The sequence below is a fragment of the Colwellia sp. MEBiC06753 genome, from assembly GCF_053470325.1.
This window is the reverse complement of the sequence record NZ_JBQMTM010000004.1, coordinates 138,797-156,919: the sequence shown is the minus strand read 5'-3', so window position 1 is coordinate 156,919 and position 18,123 is coordinate 138,797. Positions and strand designations below refer to the sequence as shown.

The window sequence follows — 18,123 nt, the reverse complement described above, 5'->3', positions numbered from 1 at the left end:
GCTCGCTCATAATCGACCATTTAATACCAAACCCAAATTTTAGGCATAAAAAAACCCCGGGTAAAAACCCGGGGCGATCACTGTGATCATTTAACGCACTCGGAAATAAACATAGTTAATCTAAAACGCCTTTAGTTAGGCACTTAGCTGATGAACTACCAAGTCTCTTTTTTATGGCCAATTACCGCATAGTAAAGAATGAAAGCATAACAAGGTAACATCACTACATAGCCCATTTGCATTGAGCTGGTGCTACTAACCATGCCCCAAAATAATGGGCCAAATGCACCACCAGCAATACCCATTACTAATAACGCTGAACCGGTACTGGTTAATTTACCTAAACCAGATAACGCTAACGGCCATACCGCAGGCCAAACAATGGCATTGGCTAAACCTAAAAATGCAATCAGCATTAAGGCATCTGGTAATTGCACGCCACCAAATGGCACAAATAACGCATCTGAAATCACCGTAGTTTCAGTGTTGGCAAATAAAATCGCTAACGCTAGTAACAAGCCTAAACAGGCAGAAATCATTAACGCGGTTGGCTGACTGATAAAACGAGGAATGGTGATAATACCTAAGATATAACCTAACACCATGCACACCATGGTATAGGAGGTCATCACGGTATAATTCTCAACACCTAGTGATAACGCAAAGGTACCGATAGTGTCTGCGGCAATAACTTCCACCGCAACGTAGACAAAAATCGCGATAACACCTAACACTAATTTTGGATGCGCCAATGCTTCTTTAACACGGCCAGTATCACCTTCATCACCTTGACTCACTAACTCAGGTAATGGCGAGAACTTAACAGCTAGTGCTAATACACCAATAAACAGCGCCATGCCCATATAAGGTAACACTAGGCCTGCAGCCATATCATCAATTTGTGTTTGGGTTAACTCAGCACCAGTATTGTGAGCAAAGTTACTTAAAATCAATGCTGAGAATACAATAGGAGCCACAACACCGGCGCCTTTGTTTAGAATACCCATCACGCTTACGCGTACAGCGGCTGATTCTTCAGGACCAATACGTACTACATAAGGGTTAACCGCAGTTTGTAATAACGTTTGACCAGTACCCATGACCAGTTGAGCAAATAAGAATAGCGCGAAAATTTGTGTTTTAGCCGCAGGAATAAATAAGAAACCCGCCAACATCATTACGCCCATACCTAATGCCATGCCGGTTTTGTAGCCGACTTTACGGATCACCCAAGCCGATGGAATAGCAGTAAACGTAACCGCGATATAGAAAGAAAATAGAATTAACGAACCCTGAAACGGGGTTAATTGTAATATTTGGCTTAAATACGGCATTAACGAGCCGTTAAGCCAAGTAGCAAAGCCAAGAATAAAAAATAGAATGGCGACAATTGCCATTGGCACTACGCTACTCTTTGCTTGTGAATCTAATACATCTGTTGTCATTGTGCGTTCCTCATTGCGCAGTATTACTTATTATTTTTGTTATATTTTTAATTTGTCTGTACTTGTTATTCTTTAATCAGAATTAGACAAGCTTAATTCTGATTAAAGACGCTTTTGCCGTTAATCCAAGTTTGCGATACGGCTAAACCATCATCGAGTAACGCCATATTGGCGGCACTGCCGACAGTTAGCTGACCCATTTTTTTATCAAGCTTCACGTATTGCGCTGGATATAAACTAGCCATTCGAATGGACTCATCCAGTGGCATTTTCACTTGCTGATGACAATTTCTAACCGCGGTTGCCATATCCAACACTGATCCGGCCAATTCACCTGTTGTTGAGGTTAATTTGCCGTCATTTAAATGCACAGTGCGATCAAAAAACGCGAACTCATTATCATCAGTGCCTACTGGCGGCATGGCATCGGTTACTAAAAAGATTTTGCCTGCAGGTTTTGCTTTAATCGCCAACTGGCAACTGGCGTAATCAACATGGTGACCATCAATAATCAAACCACAACTGGCACGATCATTTAATAACGCGCAGCCAACAACACCAGGTTCACGACCAGTTAATGGCGACATCGCATTATAAAGGTGAGTAAAACCATCAGCGCCAACATTAATCGCTTTTTGCGCAGTTTGATAATCGGCATTGGTGTGACCTAGACACACTTTAATACCTAAATCGACCATCTTCGCGACATCATCTGGCAACACGTTTTCCGGCGCCAGTGTGACTAAAATTTGACCTAAGTCTTTACGGGATAAAATACGCCATTCGCGCGCAGAAATTGGGCGAATATATTCAGCACTATGGGCGCCTTTTTTCGCTACTGATAAGTGCGGACCTTCAAAATGAACGCCGATAATGCCAGGCGAACCAACAGCAATCGCTTTTGCGATCGCATCAGCAGCTTGCTCCATCACCTCAATATCGTCAGTAATCAACGTTGGTAGCATTGCGGTAGTGCCAAATTTGGCGTGAGCGGCCATGATGGTTTGTATGCCATCTAACGAGGGAGAAGTATTAAATAGCACTCCACCACCACCATTGACCTGCAAATCGATGAACCCCGGTACTAATAAACCCTGACAAATTTGGTCGTCAGCTTCCGGTTCCACATGAGTATCTATCGCGCTGATTGCTCCATCACTAACCACCATACGCACTTTGTCTAGAAAACTCTGACCATCAAATAAACGTTCAGCATAAATTGTGTAGGTATCAGTCACGAATAATACTCCTAATAAACGACGAAACGGCTATATTGCTGCCGCTTGTTGACGAGCAAAAATCACCGAGCCCATTTCTGGCGGGTAAACAGGTGCTGTCAGTTTATCTTGAATATCTTGATCAAGATAAGGGGTTAATAACGGTGTTAAACCACCAATTAATGATATTTTCGGTGGATTTTTGGCTAGTAGTTTACGAGCAACGCGGCTAATGTAATCTGCCCCTTCGGCAATAATCTCATGGGCTACAGCGTCTTGCTTATTGGCGGCCTCAAAGACTAAGCCTGCCATTTTCGCATAAAATGTTGCAGGTTTTGACGCAATCGCTTCTACTAGTTCAACGGCATCACTAACTTGCAAATGATTAAGCACTGCCTTAGTAAGTAGCGTTGGCTCGACTAACTCATCAAGCGACAACAATACTTGTTTTGCCGCTTGTAAGCCAATCCAAGCTCCACTGCCTTTGTCGCCATGCGGGAAACCATGTGCGCCAACAATTTCTTCAACACCATCAATATAAACAAAGCCACAAGAACCTGTACCCGTGATCATCACGGCACCATCTTCGCCAGCATGTGCGCCAAGACAGGCAATTAATAAATCGGTTGCCAAGTACATTTGTTTAAATGGATGTTGCCATGCGCTCATTTGCTGAAACAGCACAGGTAAATTGACACCTGCAAGACCAACACCGGCAGGGATTTCGCTTAGTTTTTCAGCGGGTAAACCTGCTTCAGCAAGCGCTAAAATTGCCGATTCGGTAATTGAATTAGTTGCTTGCTCAAAACCGTGTAACGGATTTCCAGGACCAGAAATACCTGTACCCAGTACAGTGTTATTTTCATCGACTAAAATGGCCTTGCACTTACTGCCGCCACCATCAATTCCCAGAAAAAGCCCTTGGCTATTGTTATCGCCTTTAAGCATATCAACCTCATCATTAATTCGTTAACCGTAATGTTTTTCACATATTGCTAAAGGCAAAGTTATTACAGCTAGCGTTGTAACTGGCACCGTTATTACTAGCGCAATAACTGCTGTCTAATCATCTGCTCCTGCGCATTACAGTTAGCTTTTATAAATTTTATACTAACACAAATGACAGCGTTGTCATTTGTTTTTTTAAGGATTATCAAAAAAGCAGCAACTTCTTTAATAATCCTATGTTTTTATTGGTTATTTATTTTCGTTTCCTGAAGGGGAATTTACGATTAACGCTCGGCTAAAGCGTTTACCATCATAACTAGCGCTTCTCACTTTAACTGAGCCGTTAACTGCGACCGGCGCTTGATATAATTGCCATGCGCCATCATCAACTTGGTATTCAATAGCTAAGCCCGGAAATGCAACATTAGCGTGAAGCTTGCCATCAATAATTTGCGCGCCGACTGTTGGCAATCGGTAGTGAATACCTGCTTGCGTTAGTTTAGGCAGCTCTTTTTTCCCTAAGGTGTAGGCAAAATTTGTCCACGCTTGGTCTCGTGCCTGCCTCATTTCATCAGTAAAGGTATTGGTTTGCTGACTGTATTTAAAGCCTTGGTAGTTGTATGGCACTGCCCAATCAGCCTGATGCCAACCGCGCTCTGCTAACGCCATTAACCGTGGATAAATTTTATATTCGGCAGTGGCTTCAGTGCGAGTATTTTCACTCCATAACTGCCCTTGCACGCCTAAGAATCTAACCCCAGCATTTAATGGCGCAGAGATAACTTTGCCGTGCTCATCTTTTTGTACGGTATCGTCAGCAACATACGGGTTACCTTCTCTATCTAACCAAAATTCAGCCTGTGCAGGTAAGTTATCCGGCATAAAGTTAAACATTTTCTGGGTATTACTTTGGCGTGATGCCCAATAATAACCATGTTCTTTAGGGTCAGCTTCATACGGGAAATCAAAATAAGTAACATCTGGACTTGAAACCACTATTTGCCAATTGTAATTTGCTAGTTTATGAGCTGATTTATGGCCGCCCCAGAACAGTGGATGCCAAGCATTAGCTTGAACAACTGCAGGCATATTTTTCGGGTTTGTGTGCTCTAAGCCGTCAATCCAAGCAGCCGCTTCAATACCTAAGTCGGCCAACATATTGGCAACGCGCTCAACAAAGTAAGCACCTAATTCTTTTGGCGATGCAATTTCCGCATCATGTTCAGCAAGAAACGCTTTACACGCTGGTGAGTCAACCCAGGCACCGGCCGTTTCATCAGCACCGATATGGTAACGCGTTAACGGCTGACCAGCAGCTTCATGCATCGCCTTAACATCTTTCATTACGGTTTCAATAAAATGATAAGACGACTCTAAACAGACATTGATGGTGTTATCGTTGTAATACTGTACCGACGAATAAACCGTTGTATCTTCAGGGTCGTACAACATAAATTCTTTGGCTTTCTCTGGCTGCTCCATTGCCATATATTTATTGTAACGTGCAGTCATGGCTTTTACTGCTGCACGAGAATGACCGGGCATATCAAGTGAAGGAATTACCTGAATATAACGCTTACTGGCTTCGCGTAAGATTTCCTGATAATCAGCCACAGTATAATAGCCATTGACGCCGCTATTTGGGTCAACACCTGCGCCCAGCTGTGGTAGTAAACATTGCGTTTCGGTTGGTTCAAAGCAACGCTTGCTGCTGATATCAGTTAGTTCAGGTAAGCTTGGTATTTCAAGGCGCCAGCCTTCATCTTCACCAAGATGTAAGTGCAATTTATTCATCTTGTAAGCTGCCATTTGATCCAGCAGTCTTAATATAAAAGCTTTGTCATGAAAGTTACGGGCAACATCAACTAACAAGCCACGAAATTCAAAATGCGGTGCATCTTCAATCGCCACCACAGGAATAATATTACTGTCTAACTGCTTGAGAGATGCTAATGACTGCAAGCCATTAAACACGCCGTTTGCATCACTGCCGATAATAGTAATATCACTGTCGGTAACTTTTAACCGATAGCTACCGATTTTCGCTTTATCATCGGCAACAATTTGTAGGTTTAGCTTTACCCCTGATGGGTTAAGGCTAACTCCCAACTTGGCCAAGCGCTGAATTGCCGCTTCTACTTGAGCAATTTCAACATTGTGCCAATTAATTGCTAGACCAGGGCTAAGGTCAAGCTGCTGCTCAGCGCTAACGCCAATATGTTTGGGTGTAGGAATTACTGACGATGAAACATCTAATGACTTATTGTCAACCAACTGGTTTCGCTGATATAAACGCTCTGCGGTTAACCATGGCGTATTATCATTGGCGTTGCGTTTAAAATGTTTTAACTCGTCTGTGTAGCTAACGACATGAGGTAGAATTTCCAAGCCAGTATCTGGGTCGATAACTGTTTTGGTCGATTCAATCACCTGCGCGATAAGATCGTCGCCTGTGACAATATAGTTTGGTAACGCGTCCGTTTCAGATACCGACCAAAAGTTTGCTCTAAATAAAATTGATTTGGTTTCACCTGCGCGAAAACCGTTAAATTGGTCAGTTAGGGTAATTCGATGTAAATCGCCATTAATATGGGAAATGCTCGCCCAATCGCTTTCAATCGATTGAATGGGTGAGATTTGGCTAAAATAAATAGACCAATCTTTTGCTGAAATTGCGTTTTTAGCGGTAAAAGACAGTTCAACCTCAAAACAGGCGCCTTCTGCTTTTTCTTGATCACATTTGTCTGTTGGCACATTAGTAACCAGACGGTAAGAAACGTCAAGTTCATTAGCTATTTGTGCGATATCTTGCTGTGTTGCCGGCTTTAATGCCTGAAGATTTTCTACCGCACTTGCCTGACTTACTTTCGAGCTATTATCTTGTTTAGCTTGCTCGCAGCCCGACAAAATTACTAAGCTGAGCACGGCGCTGGTTACAGCACCAGCGATTGTTGACTTGTTCATTTCTCACCCGAATCTGGTTGTTATTTGAATATTATTTGACTAGTTAATAGCTATAAGATACCGATTTTGACAGCGCTGTCAAAAATATTTACCCCGTTATGATACCCATCGGATCAGTTTGCACTTTTGTTTGCTTTTTTTGCTTGCATGGTTAGCTTGCAAAAATTCAATTGCGAGCACTTATTCGCAGCTATAAAAAAAGCGACTTTTGATAGTCGCTTTTTCATATTAGGTCTGTTAATTATTTAGCTTTTAAACGCGCTAAATTATTTAATTGCTGCACAGACAATAAGTGGGCATAGATTGGTGATAAATAACCACGCTTTTTCATATCCAAAAAGTCTTGATCTGACAATTCATTTAGTTTGCCTTCATGAATTAAATAAACACCACTTAACTGACGTTTTTGACCATTAAGTTCAAGGTTTAGTGTTTGTTCAACTAATAAGTCTTTTTCTTTTAAGAAGTTAACAAAGGCTTTGGTAACGTGACTGTGTTCAAAGTACTTACCTAATGCATTTTTACGCTGTTCTAAATAAGCGGTTTCGCTGCCGTCTTCTTTAAATAGCGCTTCACCTTCAGTGCCATTAAGTACTTCATCAGTCTCAATAACAATCATCTGTAGGTTTTCTGGATCTTCTTTTGATGGCATCAACGCAAAAGGGTGATGCATAACCACGGCAGGTACATAGCTTGCACGCCAAGTTTCACCATAAAACAAGTTCTCACCGGCTTCAAAGCCCATAATAGCGACAGGCGTAAATTCACCTGTATCGGCGTTTTTAACAAATACCACCGGCATTTCAGCTGCGGCACTGGCAAACTCATGCACGATTAACGGCACAATTTGTTCTTTTTCAACATGTGGGAAATGACGAGATGGCTTAATTTTCACTTTGCCATGGTCGACAAAATTAAGCGGTCTAGCAGGAGCTGACATAACGAATCCTTAATACTAATCGGTACTAAATATGCCCGATATTTTTATACAAATAAAATTAACCAAGGGGTTATATCAAAATGATAAAAGGAAAGTAACCCTAAATAAAAAAATATAGCTACTGACTAACAACGCTCCTTTACACGTTAGCTGATATGCAGACGAACTCAAAGGTGCACTCGATTTTTTCTACGAGTACACCTATTCCATAACTTACAATAGCTTACGTTAGATTATTAGTGCGGTTATGCATTTAACCTTTTCAAATAATCACTATGGGTTAACGCAATACCCGCGACATGATTAGCTTGCTGCTTAATATAATCAAATATTTGCTGAGAGTCGGCTTGGTCTACGCCGCCATTGAGGGTCGGTAAATAGTCCATACCATATAAAATATAACGATAGTTATTTTCGGAAAATAGCACGGCATTGCTGCCATCCATATCCATTTTTTCACAATATTTATGGCGCCATAATTCTAATTTGCTAGCTAAGTTGCCGCTGTACTGGGCAGTAGTTTGGGCATGTTGCCAAAATTCAGTATCGTCGCGGTCGGTAATGCAATAATGCAGCACAATAAAGTCTTTTAAGCTGGCGTAAAATTCATTCATTAGCTTGTTATATGACTGTTTAATTGTGTCATGGGTATCAGCTGCGGGGACATGGGTACTTAATAAACGCACCGCTAATTCAATTAAGTGCAAGCCAGTAGATTCCAATGGTTCAATAAAGCCGCCTGACAAGCCAATGGCGATACAATTGCCGACCCAAAATTCATGTCGACAACCAATGTTCATTTTTAAATGGGTGGTTTTAATCGCTTCAATATTGTTGTCGCCATTACTATCGCCAACACCAATATGGGCTAACAATTCAGCTTCCGCTTGTTCAGGGGTTAGACGGTTGCCATCATAGACATAGCCATTACCGCGCCTGCCAACTAGATCAATTTCCCACGCCCAACCATTAGTTAACGCCGTTGCCGCGGTATAAGGTTTAGGCGGGGTGTTTTCCGGATAAGTGGTTTGAATGGCAACCGCGCGATTACACGGCAACGCATCTTCAAAAGATTGCCAGTTATCAGCCTTTAATTGATTAATCAGCAGACTATGAAAACCAGTACAGTCAATAAAAACATCACCGTGTAACTGATGCCCTTTATCGGTATGCACCGCGCTAATGTTGCCATTATCAAGAATAACGTCATTTACATTAGCAACAATATGCTCGACACCTGCAGCTACCGCCATATCTCGTAAATAGCGCCCCATTAGTGTGGCATCTAAATGGTAGCCATAAGGCACACAGCCTTCATAAGGTTTTGAACCGCTAAGCTTAGGCGATTTTTGATGTGCAATTAAGGCACTGCTTAAACAGGTGGATTGATCAAAACGCTCTTTTTTATATTGCTCTGATAACAGCCAACTTAATGATATATCCATTTTGCCAATTTGCGGCTGCGCTTCAAACGGATGAAAATATTCATGCATTTCGCCATTAACCGGCTTCATCCAGTTACGAAACATAATGCCTGACTTTAACGTACCATTGGTTTTCTTTAGTAAGTCTTGCTCGTCTATTCCTAAAATACTAAAGAAATAACGCAGCGTATGCACGGTCGCTTCACCAACGCCAATGGTGCCAATATCTTCACTTTCCACGACAGTGATGGCGTAAGTTTGCTTGTCACTATTAAACCATTTAGTTAAATAAAGCGCCGTCATCCACCCGGCAGCACCGCCACCGACAATGACTAATTTCTTTAACGCTGTAGACATAGTTGCACCTGATTGTTTTCGTAATTCTTTGGTTAGTGTTTAGTTATTATTTGCTTATTAGTAAACGCTTTATTTAAAAGTCAGTTTGCTTGGTTCGGATTAATTAAATTTTAGCAAAGCCATATTGATAGACTTTTTCCACTAGCTCTCGATGGCTAGGTAATTCTCGCTTTAATAATTCGCCGACCCGTTCAACATTATCAAACTTAGCTTTAGCTTCAGCTGATTGAGCAAACGAGGTTACGTTGTGAGTTAAATCAACATCATACTCCATGCCGTACAACACAAATAAATAACTATCTAACACAAACGGCTCATACGCATAATCAAAGTCATATTTAGTCGGCGGATGGGTTTTCCAGTGAGCTAAACGTTTTTGCAGCGCTTCGGGGATTGATTTTGGATCGCAGTTATCTTTCCAGTAATCACTGTCCTGACGCTTGGTAATACAGTAGTGCAGTTTGACAAAATCGACACTTTTATCCCAACGTAAGCGGAAGGTTTTATTATATTTTTCTTCAACATAGGCCATGGCATCCCATTGGCGTGGGAACTGATCCGCCAACATATTTGCCGCCGCTTCAATCAAAAAGATGGCCGATGCTTCTAACGGCTCAATAAAGGCGGCAGACATACCAATGGCGACACAGTTTTTATGCCAGAACTTTTCTCGATAACCTAAGTTCAGGGGGATTTTTCGAACTTCAATACCCGCCGACATAGGGCCAGCATACTCCCTTAACACCTGCTCAGCGCGCTCATCTGTAGTGTATTTACTGCTGTAGACATAACCGACACCGCGACGATTATGCAGGCCAATATCCCATGTCCAGCCAGCTTCATGTGCGGTGGCGATAGTATGGGTGGCAATGGGTGCATCAGCCGTTTCATACGGCACCTGCATAGCCAGCGCTGTGTCGTTAAAAATAACATCATCAATTTTAAGCCAAGGCACATTCAGCGCTTTTTCCATCAGTATTGCCCGTGTACCTGTGCAATCTAAGAAAAAATCAGCTTTTAACTCGCCAGCACTATCGGTCATGACAGATTTGATGTAGCCATTATCGTCAAGCACAACCTCAGTGACATCAGCCAGAATATGCTGAACACCTAACTTTTCACTGCTAAATTTAGTTAAGAATTTCGAAAACTTATTGGCATTTAAATGATACGAATAATTTTGAATGGCATCATATTGCGGCGTGGTAATTTTCTTCGGGGCAAGACCTGCATCACACACATAACTTTGAGTGGCAACGGCTTTATCATAAGGCTTATCTTGCGCGCCTTTTAGCAACCAATATGGCGCTAAGTTAAAATCATAAGACGAATGGAATACTGCGCTTAATGGGTGATAATAGCTATGCTTTTCATCGGCTTGTGGTGTGTAAACCCAGTTAACAAATTCAGATCCTTGTTTAAAGGTTGCATCACACTCACGCATAAATTCGCCTTCATCAATCCCTAAATTTTGCAAAGTAGTACGCATCGTCGGCCAAGTACCTTCGCCAACACCAACAATCGGAATATTCGGTGATTCCACTAACGTGACTTTAACCGCGCCATCGTCTTTACTGTTAAGTTGCTTAGCTAATATTGATGCCGTTAGCCAACCAGCTGTGCCGCCACCGACCACCAACACGTGATTGATAAGTTTGGTCATGATACTTCCTCTTGGGCTGCTCTATGCAATTGTCTTATGCTGTTTTACAAATTCACAGGGTAACTTATTGCGCCATTGCCAACTTAATTAAATTATGGACGCGGTGCATAGAAAGCATCGATGCATAAATGGCAGGCAATACGCCCTTTTCGCGTAGCTGGCAAAATACTTCATTGGATAACGCATTAAGTTTTGCTTCGTCAATGACATATAAACCATTTAGCGCATAGCTTTCACCACCGTCAATATTTAAGGTTAACGATTGCGGCGCTAATAAATCATGTGCCAATAGCAATTGGATAAACTGATCGGTCATCTGTGATTTTTCAACGTGCTGAATAACACGCTCACCCGTTTGAGCTAACCAATCGCTTTGGTTACCTTGCTCATCAAATAATGCATGACCTTCGCTGTCATTGATTAATGGCGAGTCTTGGTCAATACACAAGACATTTTGCTGATCATTTTGGCCAAGTAAAAATGGGTATAATGCTAAAGTTTCTGGTTGGTAACCTGCTAACCACTTTTCTGGGCTATAAAACAGGTTTTGCTCTGGCTTTAGGCCCAATAAGGCAATAGCTTTGAACTGCCCAGTTTCTGCATTTTTGACAAATACTACCGGAAATTCCTGACTAGCAGGCACAAACTCTTGCAACACCACAGGGGCAAAATGACGATGCTTACTTTGCTCTAGCGTTGGGTTGTCTTTAATTTTAGTTGTTTTGTGAGTGATACTACTTAAAACTTGGATATTCGCCATGGTGTTCTCCGAATTCGGTACTTGTTATAACTTTTGAAAACCGTGCTGATAGACTTTATTTAATAGCGCACGGTTACTTAATAATTGTTTTTCTACTTGTTGGGCAATTTGCTGCACTTGCTGGCTGCGACTAGTGGCCAATGACTGCATGGTAAAGCTTGAACGCAAATGTGATAAATCTTGTTCAAAGCCCATACCATAAAGCACATATTGATAACTTTCTAATGGAAACGGTTCATAAACGTTATCAAAATCATAGTTACTCACCGCATGATGCTGCCAACGCTCTAAAGTGGCTAATAAGCTATCTGGCACAGTAGATAGTTCGCGGTTATCTTGCCAGAACGGTGCTTGACGCTTCGACAGAAAATAATGCATTTTGATAAAATCGATGGTCTTTTGCCAACGAAATTGAAAGGAACGGTTAACCTTTTCTTCAACAATCGCCATCGATTTGCGATCGCGCGGAAATAAATCGCACAGCATGTTACTAGCTGCTTCAATTAAAAATATTGCTGATGCTTCTAAAGGTTCAACAAAAGCCGCTGACAGGCCAATGGCCAGACAATTTTTATGCCAGAATTTTTCCCGATAACCAACATTCATTTTAATGCGTTTTGCCATCAAGCCTTCGGCTTGTGGGCCAATATAGTCTCTTAGGGTTTGTTCGGCACTGTCGTGATCGGTATGGGCCGATGAATAAACAAAACCAGTGCCGCGACGATTTGCTAAGCCTATATCCCAAGTCCAGCCGGCATCATGAGCGGTGGATATGGTGCTGCTGGCAATTGGCGCTTGTTCGTCTGCGTATGGCACTTGAATGGCAACGGCATGATCGGTGAGTAAAGTATCGCTAATTGACTTAAAACCAACACCTAGCGCTTCACCTAACAACAAACTTTTAAAGCCAGAGCAATCAACAAAAAAGCCCGCTTCAATATGTTGACCAATATCGGTATCAAGCGATGCAATAAAACCATCGTTATCTAAATTAACTCGAGTAACGTTGGCGGAAATATAGTTTACCCCAAGCGTTTCAAGGCAATGTGCTTTGAGTAAATCTGCAAACAAGCCAGCATCAAGGTGATAGGCATAATTTTGAATGCCTTCAAATTCTTTATTGGTGATTAATTTAGGTGCTAAACCGAGCTCACAAACTTGCCCCTGCACACTAACTGTTTCAGCGTAAGTTTTTCCTTCACCAATCAAATTGAGTTGCCAATAAGGCGCTAAATTAAAATCACTTGGATCAAAAATTGAGGTAAACAAATGATAGTAATGGTTGTTTTGACCATTAATTGGATCGGCTTTCCAGTTAACAAACTTAGTGGCTTGTTTAAATGACGCCTGACATTTTACTAGAAATGTCGATTCGCTAATGCCGAGTTTAGCAAGAGTTTTTCGCATAGTTGGCCAAGTACCCTCGCCAACACCGATTGTTGGAATATCTGGGGATTCAACCACAGTTACTTGAATCGAACTTGGGTCTTTCGCATTAAGTGTTTTAGCTAAGTTCGCTGCGGTTAACCAACCGGCAGTTCCACCACCAACCACGACCACATGATTCACAGTATCTTGAGACATTGTTGCTCCTAACTACACAAAAGAGGTTTATCTTTATATCTCAAAAAGGCTAGACGTAAAAGGGAAGACAATTGTCTTCCCTTTTGATCTATCACTTCTTCACATTACATTTGCTTAGAAGCGCATTGACGCTTTAACAAAGTAACGAGTACCGTTATCGACAGCTGTACGAAGTGTATCTGAACCACCGTTGTGACGTGCATAAACCACTTCACCTAGTAAGTTAATACCTTCAACAGTGATATCGATTTCGTCAGTTGCATGCCATGTGAATGACGCATCTAAGAAATCTTGTTCATCGTTGATATCAAGCTGGTTAGCAATGGCAGTACCTGCTGCTAAGAACTTGCTACGGTAAGTGTAAGCAATACGTGCAGCAAACATGTCATCTTCATAGTAACCTGTTAAGTTGAATGCATTGCGCGAGTTACCTGGTAATTGGATAGTATCACCAGCTTCGTTCTCTGCTTCAGAATCAGTGTAGGTATAGTTGAAGATAGTACCAAAGTTACCAAACGCTTGTTGATACTGTAGTTCTACGCCGTCTACGTTACCACCACGACCTTGTGCAGGCACTGAAACAGTCCATGGCACGATTTCACCATTTGAGTTGTCATTTGGCGAAGGAAGGTAACGAATTTCGCTACGATCAGTGATAAACGATTTAATATCTTTAGTAAAGTAAGCTAATGATAATAAAGATTCATCATTGAAGTAGTACTCTAAACCGATATCCATTTGTGTCGCACGGAAAGGTTTAATACCTGGGTTACCCGAGTTAGCGCTTGGCTTAGTTGGGTTGATATTTGAGTACGATGGCGTTAATTGGCTGTAACCAGCACGAGACATTACACGTGCTGCTGACATACGTAAAATCATGTCATCGGCTAAATCAATCGCCAAGTTAAAGCTTGGTAACCAGTCTTCATAGTCACCTTTAACTTTTTCAATTGACGTTTGCGTTGGATCGTATGATCTACCAGTAATATCAGTACCTGTGTAACGTAAACCAACGTTACCGCGGAAATTATCACCGTCGAAGTTACCTTGAACATAGGCAGAGAAAATTTCTTCTTTTACTTTACCGTAAGCAGATAAATCTTCCGTCCAACCGGTAACAGCTGAGTTGATTGCTTTGATATAAGCGTCTTCATCTAAACGAGGATATTTGCTGATAGAACCCGATGCGATTACTTCACCAAAGTCTGAAATATAGCCATCTTGATAATCAGCTAAGTTAGTTAACCAGCCGCCATCCAGATTCGCATTTATGTAAGCTTGAGAGAATTCATGATCACGGAATTTAATACCCGCTTCAATTTGAGAAATTGCGCCTAACTCAACATCAAAATCAACATCTAGTTGTGCGTAAGTTTCTTCATCTTTCAGTTTAGTTTTTGCTAATGAACGGTCATTATGCGCTTGCCATGTACCATCAGTAGCATCTAAACCATTAATGGCCATGTAGATGTCGTTCTTACGATCCATATCGTAATCAACAGTTACACCATTATCTCTAAGTGGTGTAGAAGCACCAGAGCCTGGCTCTGACCAAGGATACTCAGGTGAGAAACCTGCCATACCCCATAAACCATTGTAGTTACCGCCGTTACCACCTTTTGATTCAGTGTAACCAACGATACCTGAAAGTGTGTAACCATTACCTTGATATTCAAGCGTTAAATCAAATACTTCAGAAGTAATTTTTGCTTTACGGGTATTGGTATCTTGTGCAAGCCATGCAGGTAAAACTGCCGTACCTGTTAATGGTAAACCACTAGCAGTGTAACGAGAACCGCTATCACCAATCCAGCCACCTTCACGAACGCCATTCGCGTCTTCAGTACAACCTTCATAACCTGGTGTTACATTTGGGCTATCACAACCAATGCCTGCATCCCAGTGCGAGTTAATCGTTAAGAAGTTTTGGTTAGTGTTTTTTGCATCTAATTCTGTTCTAAACGCGTGACCTGTGATCACTAAGTCATCACTTGGCGCCCATTGTGCTGTTACATCAAACGCATCGCGTGTACGGTCTTGATCAAATGCTGAGATACCAGAGGCTGTCCAGCCCTCTTCCCAATAGTTTTCTGATTTACGTGCACGACCGATTGTTTCTAATGTAGAGGCAGCAAGTAGAACACCGAAGCTTTCTTCGTCGTTTTTCCAGCTATACATACCGGTAGCACCAAAACCGTTGTCATCAGCTAAGCTGTTAGTGTTACCTTCAACAGAGCCATAGATAGTATTAGCATCTAATTCCAATGGACGGCGAGTACGCATTACAACAGTACCACCAACACCACCTTCGTCTAATGACGCTTCAGGTGATTTATAAACATCAACGCCAGCAACTAATTCAGATGGCATTAAGTCCATGTTAAATGCACGGTTGTTAGCTGATTGCGAGAACCATGCAGTCGACGCCACAAAGTTACCATTTAAAAGTACTGAGGTTAGTTGTGGGTCAATACCACGAATAGAAACTTCGTTACCTTCACCAGTAAAACCACGGTTAATAGTTACACCAGATACACGCTGCAATGTTTCCGCGATATTTTTATCTGGAAACTTACCAATATCTTCAGCAGATACTGATTCAACGACAGCGTTAGCAAATCGCTTAGCATTCAAAGATGCTTTAAGCGAGCCGCGAATACCACGAACTTCAATAACTTCGACTTTGTTATCAGCAGCTTGAGCTTCTTCAGCCATTGCATGCGGCGCAACACCACCTGCAAAGGCGACAGCAATGCTAGTAGCTAATACACCTTTTTTAAATGTTAAAGTTGACATCGACTTTCCCTTACACACGTTTTATTTAATATTTTCATTATCTTAGCTTGTTTATGAATGATAGCGTTGTCTTTTGTTGTTATGACAGCGTTGTCATTCATCTAGTTAAAACCATACACATAAAATTTACTCTTGGCTAGAGCTTGTTCATATTTAATACAAACACAATTATTAAGTATATGTTTAATAAGACTATTTAATTGTAACATTACTGTATTATTGTTAATGCTCAGTTAAATTCACTTGACTAAAAGGTCAATTTTCTTAACTTTTTCCATTAATAAGGCGGTCTAAAACCGCCTTATTAATTACCAATTATGGCACTTATTTAGTTGTCCTGACTATTCTCGAACAGTTGGCCACTGCGTATTTCATGATAATAACGAATCAAACTTTCCGTTGAGCAATCATGACTTCGCGGTAATTCACTGTCTTCTAGCTGTGCCTGAATGGTCGCGGCCAAGCCTTTGCCTAGCTCCACGCCCCACTGATCAAACGAACATATTTGCAGTAAAATGCCATGAACAAAAATCTTATGCTCATATAGTGCAATTAAATTACCTAAAGAGCGCGGATCAAGACGTTTTAATAACAAAGTGTTAGTTGGGCGGTTACCTTTATGCACCTTATGTGGCGCAACCATATCGATATACTCAGCTGTTCGGCCTTTAGCTTTTAAATCTTCCCTCACTTGTGATTCATTAACCCCGGTCATCAAAGCTTGAGTTTGAGCAAAGAAGTTCGCCATTAATGTTTCATGATGCCCTGAAACCGGCGTAACACTTTCAATTGAGCCAATAAAATCAGCCGGCACAACATTATTGCTTTGATGCAGGTACTGGTAAAACGCATGCTGGCCATTGATACCTAGTTCTCCCCAAATTGACGGAACGGTTGCGTAGTTAATTTCCTGTCCATGCCACGATACAGATTTACCGTTACTTTCCATTTCCGCCTGCTGTAGATAAGCCGCTAACATATGCAGCGTTTGATCGTAGGGCAAAATTGCTTGCGATTTAGCGCCAAGAAACGTGGTATTCCATAAACTAAGCAATGCTAAGATTACTGGCATATTTTCATTGTAAGGGGCTGATTTGAAATGCTCATCCATTTCATTAGCACCAGCGAGTAATGCTTGAAACTTATCAAACCCCAAATCTAACGCAATAGGCAAACCAATCGCTGACCATAATGAAAAGCGGCCACCAACCCAATCCCACATATCAAAGATATTTTCTGGTTTAATACCGAACGCAGTAGCATTTTCTTTGTTCGAGGTTACTGCGACAAAATGCTTACCTATGGCTGAGTCATCAAAAGAAGATGCAGTAAGCCATTTCATGGCCGTGCGTGCGTTAGTCATCGTTTCAGTAGTGGTAAATGTTTTACTCGAAACAATAAATAACACTTTTTGTGGATCAAGTGGACGCAGTATTTCGACAATTTGAGCACCATCAACATTAGAAACGTAATGAACGTTGACGCTATTATCGCTGTAGTGTTTAAGCGCTTCAGTAACCATCTGCGGTCCTAAGTTTGAACCGCCAACACCAATATTGACGACATCGGTGATACGCTTACCTGAATATCCTAGCCAATGCCCTTGTCGCACTTTGTCACTAAATTGCTCAATTTTTTCTAGTTGTTTGCTTACACATTGGCTAACATTTTCGCCATCAACTACTAAATCTTCACTGACCGAGCCTCGAAGCGCAGTATGCAATACCGCACGATCTTCTGTTTGGTTTATTTTTTCACCACCAAACATTTTGTCGCGCCAACCACTCACGTCTGTTTCTTCAAGCAACTGAAACAGTGCCGACAGTGTTTCCTCATCAATTAAGTTTTTTGAGTAATCAAGTAATATATTAGGCAGCTTTACCGAAAATTTATTAAACCGATCACCATCCTCTGCAAATAAATCATTCATATGCTGATGCTTTTTATGCTCGGCTAATTTCACCAAGCGTTGCCAACTGGCTAAACTTTCTCGACTTGACATACGGACAACCTTCCATCATCTTT

Annotated in this window: 11 protein-coding genes; all 11 read right to left on the bottom strand. The window is 41.5% G+C overall.

Annotation, left to right across the window (positions count from 1 at the left end; all coding sequences use genetic code 11):
• Positions 1–155: 155 nt before the first annotated feature.
• The gene (gene nagP, locus ACOB82_RS05110) at positions 156–1,445 is read right to left on the bottom strand and encodes an N-acetylglucosamine MFS transporter NagP (protein WP_448211863.1); all 1,290 of its coding nucleotides are present in this window, start codon (positions 1,443–1,445) and stop codon (positions 156–158) included.
• A gap of 92 nt (positions 1,446–1,537) precedes the next feature.
• Positions 1,538–2,683, bottom strand: coding sequence for an N-acetylglucosamine-6-phosphate deacetylase (gene nagA / locus ACOB82_RS05105; RefSeq protein WP_448211862.1), 1,146 nt, complete (start codon positions 2,681–2,683; stop codon positions 1,538–1,540).
• Positions 2,684–2,713: 30 nt separating this feature from the next.
• Positions 2,714–3,610: an N-acetylglucosamine kinase gene (nagK, locus tag ACOB82_RS05100; RefSeq protein ID WP_448211861.1), complete on the bottom strand. Its 897-nt coding sequence runs from the start codon at positions 3,608–3,610 to the stop codon at positions 2,714–2,716.
• A gap of 249 nt (positions 3,611–3,859) precedes the next feature.
• Entirely contained in the window at positions 3,860–6,574 is a 2,715-nt protein-coding gene (locus tag ACOB82_RS05095) for a family 20 glycosylhydrolase (RefSeq protein WP_448211860.1), read from the bottom strand.
• Between the two features lie 241 nt (positions 6,575–6,815).
• On the bottom strand, positions 6,816–7,514 hold the full coding sequence (locus tag ACOB82_RS05090) for a SapC family protein (protein WP_448211859.1): 699 nt from the start codon (positions 7,512–7,514) through the stop codon (positions 6,816–6,818).
• A 245-nt stretch (positions 7,515–7,759) separates the two neighbouring features.
• Entirely contained in the window at positions 7,760–9,295 is a 1,536-nt protein-coding gene (locus ACOB82_RS05085; protein WP_448211858.1) for a tryptophan halogenase family protein, read from the bottom strand.
• A 103-nt stretch (positions 9,296–9,398) separates the two neighbouring features.
• Positions 9,399–10,958, bottom strand: coding sequence for a tryptophan halogenase family protein (locus ACOB82_RS05080; RefSeq protein ID WP_448211857.1), 1,560 nt, complete (start codon positions 10,956–10,958; stop codon positions 9,399–9,401).
• Between the two features lie 64 nt (positions 10,959–11,022).
• Positions 11,023–11,718 carry a SapC family protein gene (locus ACOB82_RS05075; protein WP_448211856.1) on the bottom strand — a complete coding sequence of 232 codons (696 nt, stop codon included), beginning with the start codon at positions 11,716–11,718 and terminating at the stop codon, positions 11,023–11,025.
• A gap of 24 nt (positions 11,719–11,742) precedes the next feature.
• Complete coding sequence (locus ACOB82_RS05070; protein ID WP_448211855.1) at positions 11,743–13,302, bottom strand: tryptophan halogenase family protein; 1,560 nt, start codon at positions 13,300–13,302, stop codon at positions 11,743–11,745.
• 114 nt (positions 13,303–13,416) lie between these two features.
• Positions 13,417–16,098, bottom strand: a complete 2,682-nt coding sequence (locus ACOB82_RS05065; protein WP_448211854.1) for a TonB-dependent receptor — start codon at positions 16,096–16,098, stop codon at positions 13,417–13,419.
• A gap of 328 nt (positions 16,099–16,426) precedes the next feature.
• Positions 16,427–18,100, bottom strand: a complete 1,674-nt coding sequence (pgi, locus tag ACOB82_RS05060) for a glucose-6-phosphate isomerase (protein WP_448211853.1) — start codon at positions 18,098–18,100, stop codon at positions 16,427–16,429.
• Between the last annotated feature and the right edge of the window lie 23 nt (positions 18,101–18,123).

What these genes read in the sequence shown, in the direction of transcription:
- ACOB82_RS05075 (WP_448211856.1), bottom strand. Translation starts at nt 11,718, where the DNA reads ATGGCGAATATCCAAGTTTTAAGTAGTATCACTCACAAAACAACTAAA.
- ACOB82_RS05080 (WP_448211857.1), bottom strand. Translation starts at nt 10,958, where the DNA reads ATGACCAAACTTATCAATCACGTGTTGGTGGTCGGTGGCGGCACAGCT.
- ACOB82_RS05065 (WP_448211854.1), bottom strand. Translation starts at nt 16,098, where the DNA reads ATGTCAACTTTAACATTTAAAAAAGGTGTATTAGCTACTAGCATTGCT.
- ACOB82_RS05095 (WP_448211860.1), bottom strand. Translation starts at nt 6,574, where the DNA reads ATGAACAAGTCAACAATCGCTGGTGCTGTAACCAGCGCCGTGCTCAGC.
- ACOB82_RS05070 (WP_448211855.1), bottom strand. Translation starts at nt 13,302, where the DNA reads ATGTCTCAAGATACTGTGAATCATGTGGTCGTGGTTGGTGGTGGAACT.
- nagK (WP_448211861.1), bottom strand. Translation starts at nt 3,610, where the DNA reads ATGCTTAAAGGCGATAACAATAGCCAAGGGCTTTTTCTGGGAATTGAT.
- pgi (WP_448211853.1), bottom strand. Translation starts at nt 18,100, where the DNA reads ATGTCAAGTCGAGAAAGTTTAGCCAGTTGGCAACGCTTGGTGAAATTA.
- ACOB82_RS05090 (WP_448211859.1), bottom strand. Translation starts at nt 7,514, where the DNA reads ATGTCAGCTCCTGCTAGACCGCTTAATTTTGTCGACCATGGCAAAGTG.
- nagP (WP_448211863.1), bottom strand. Translation starts at nt 1,445, where the DNA reads ATGACAACAGATGTATTAGATTCACAAGCAAAGAGTAGCGTAGTGCCA.
- ACOB82_RS05085 (WP_448211858.1), bottom strand. Translation starts at nt 9,295, where the DNA reads ATGTCTACAGCGTTAAAGAAATTAGTCATTGTCGGTGGCGGTGCTGCC.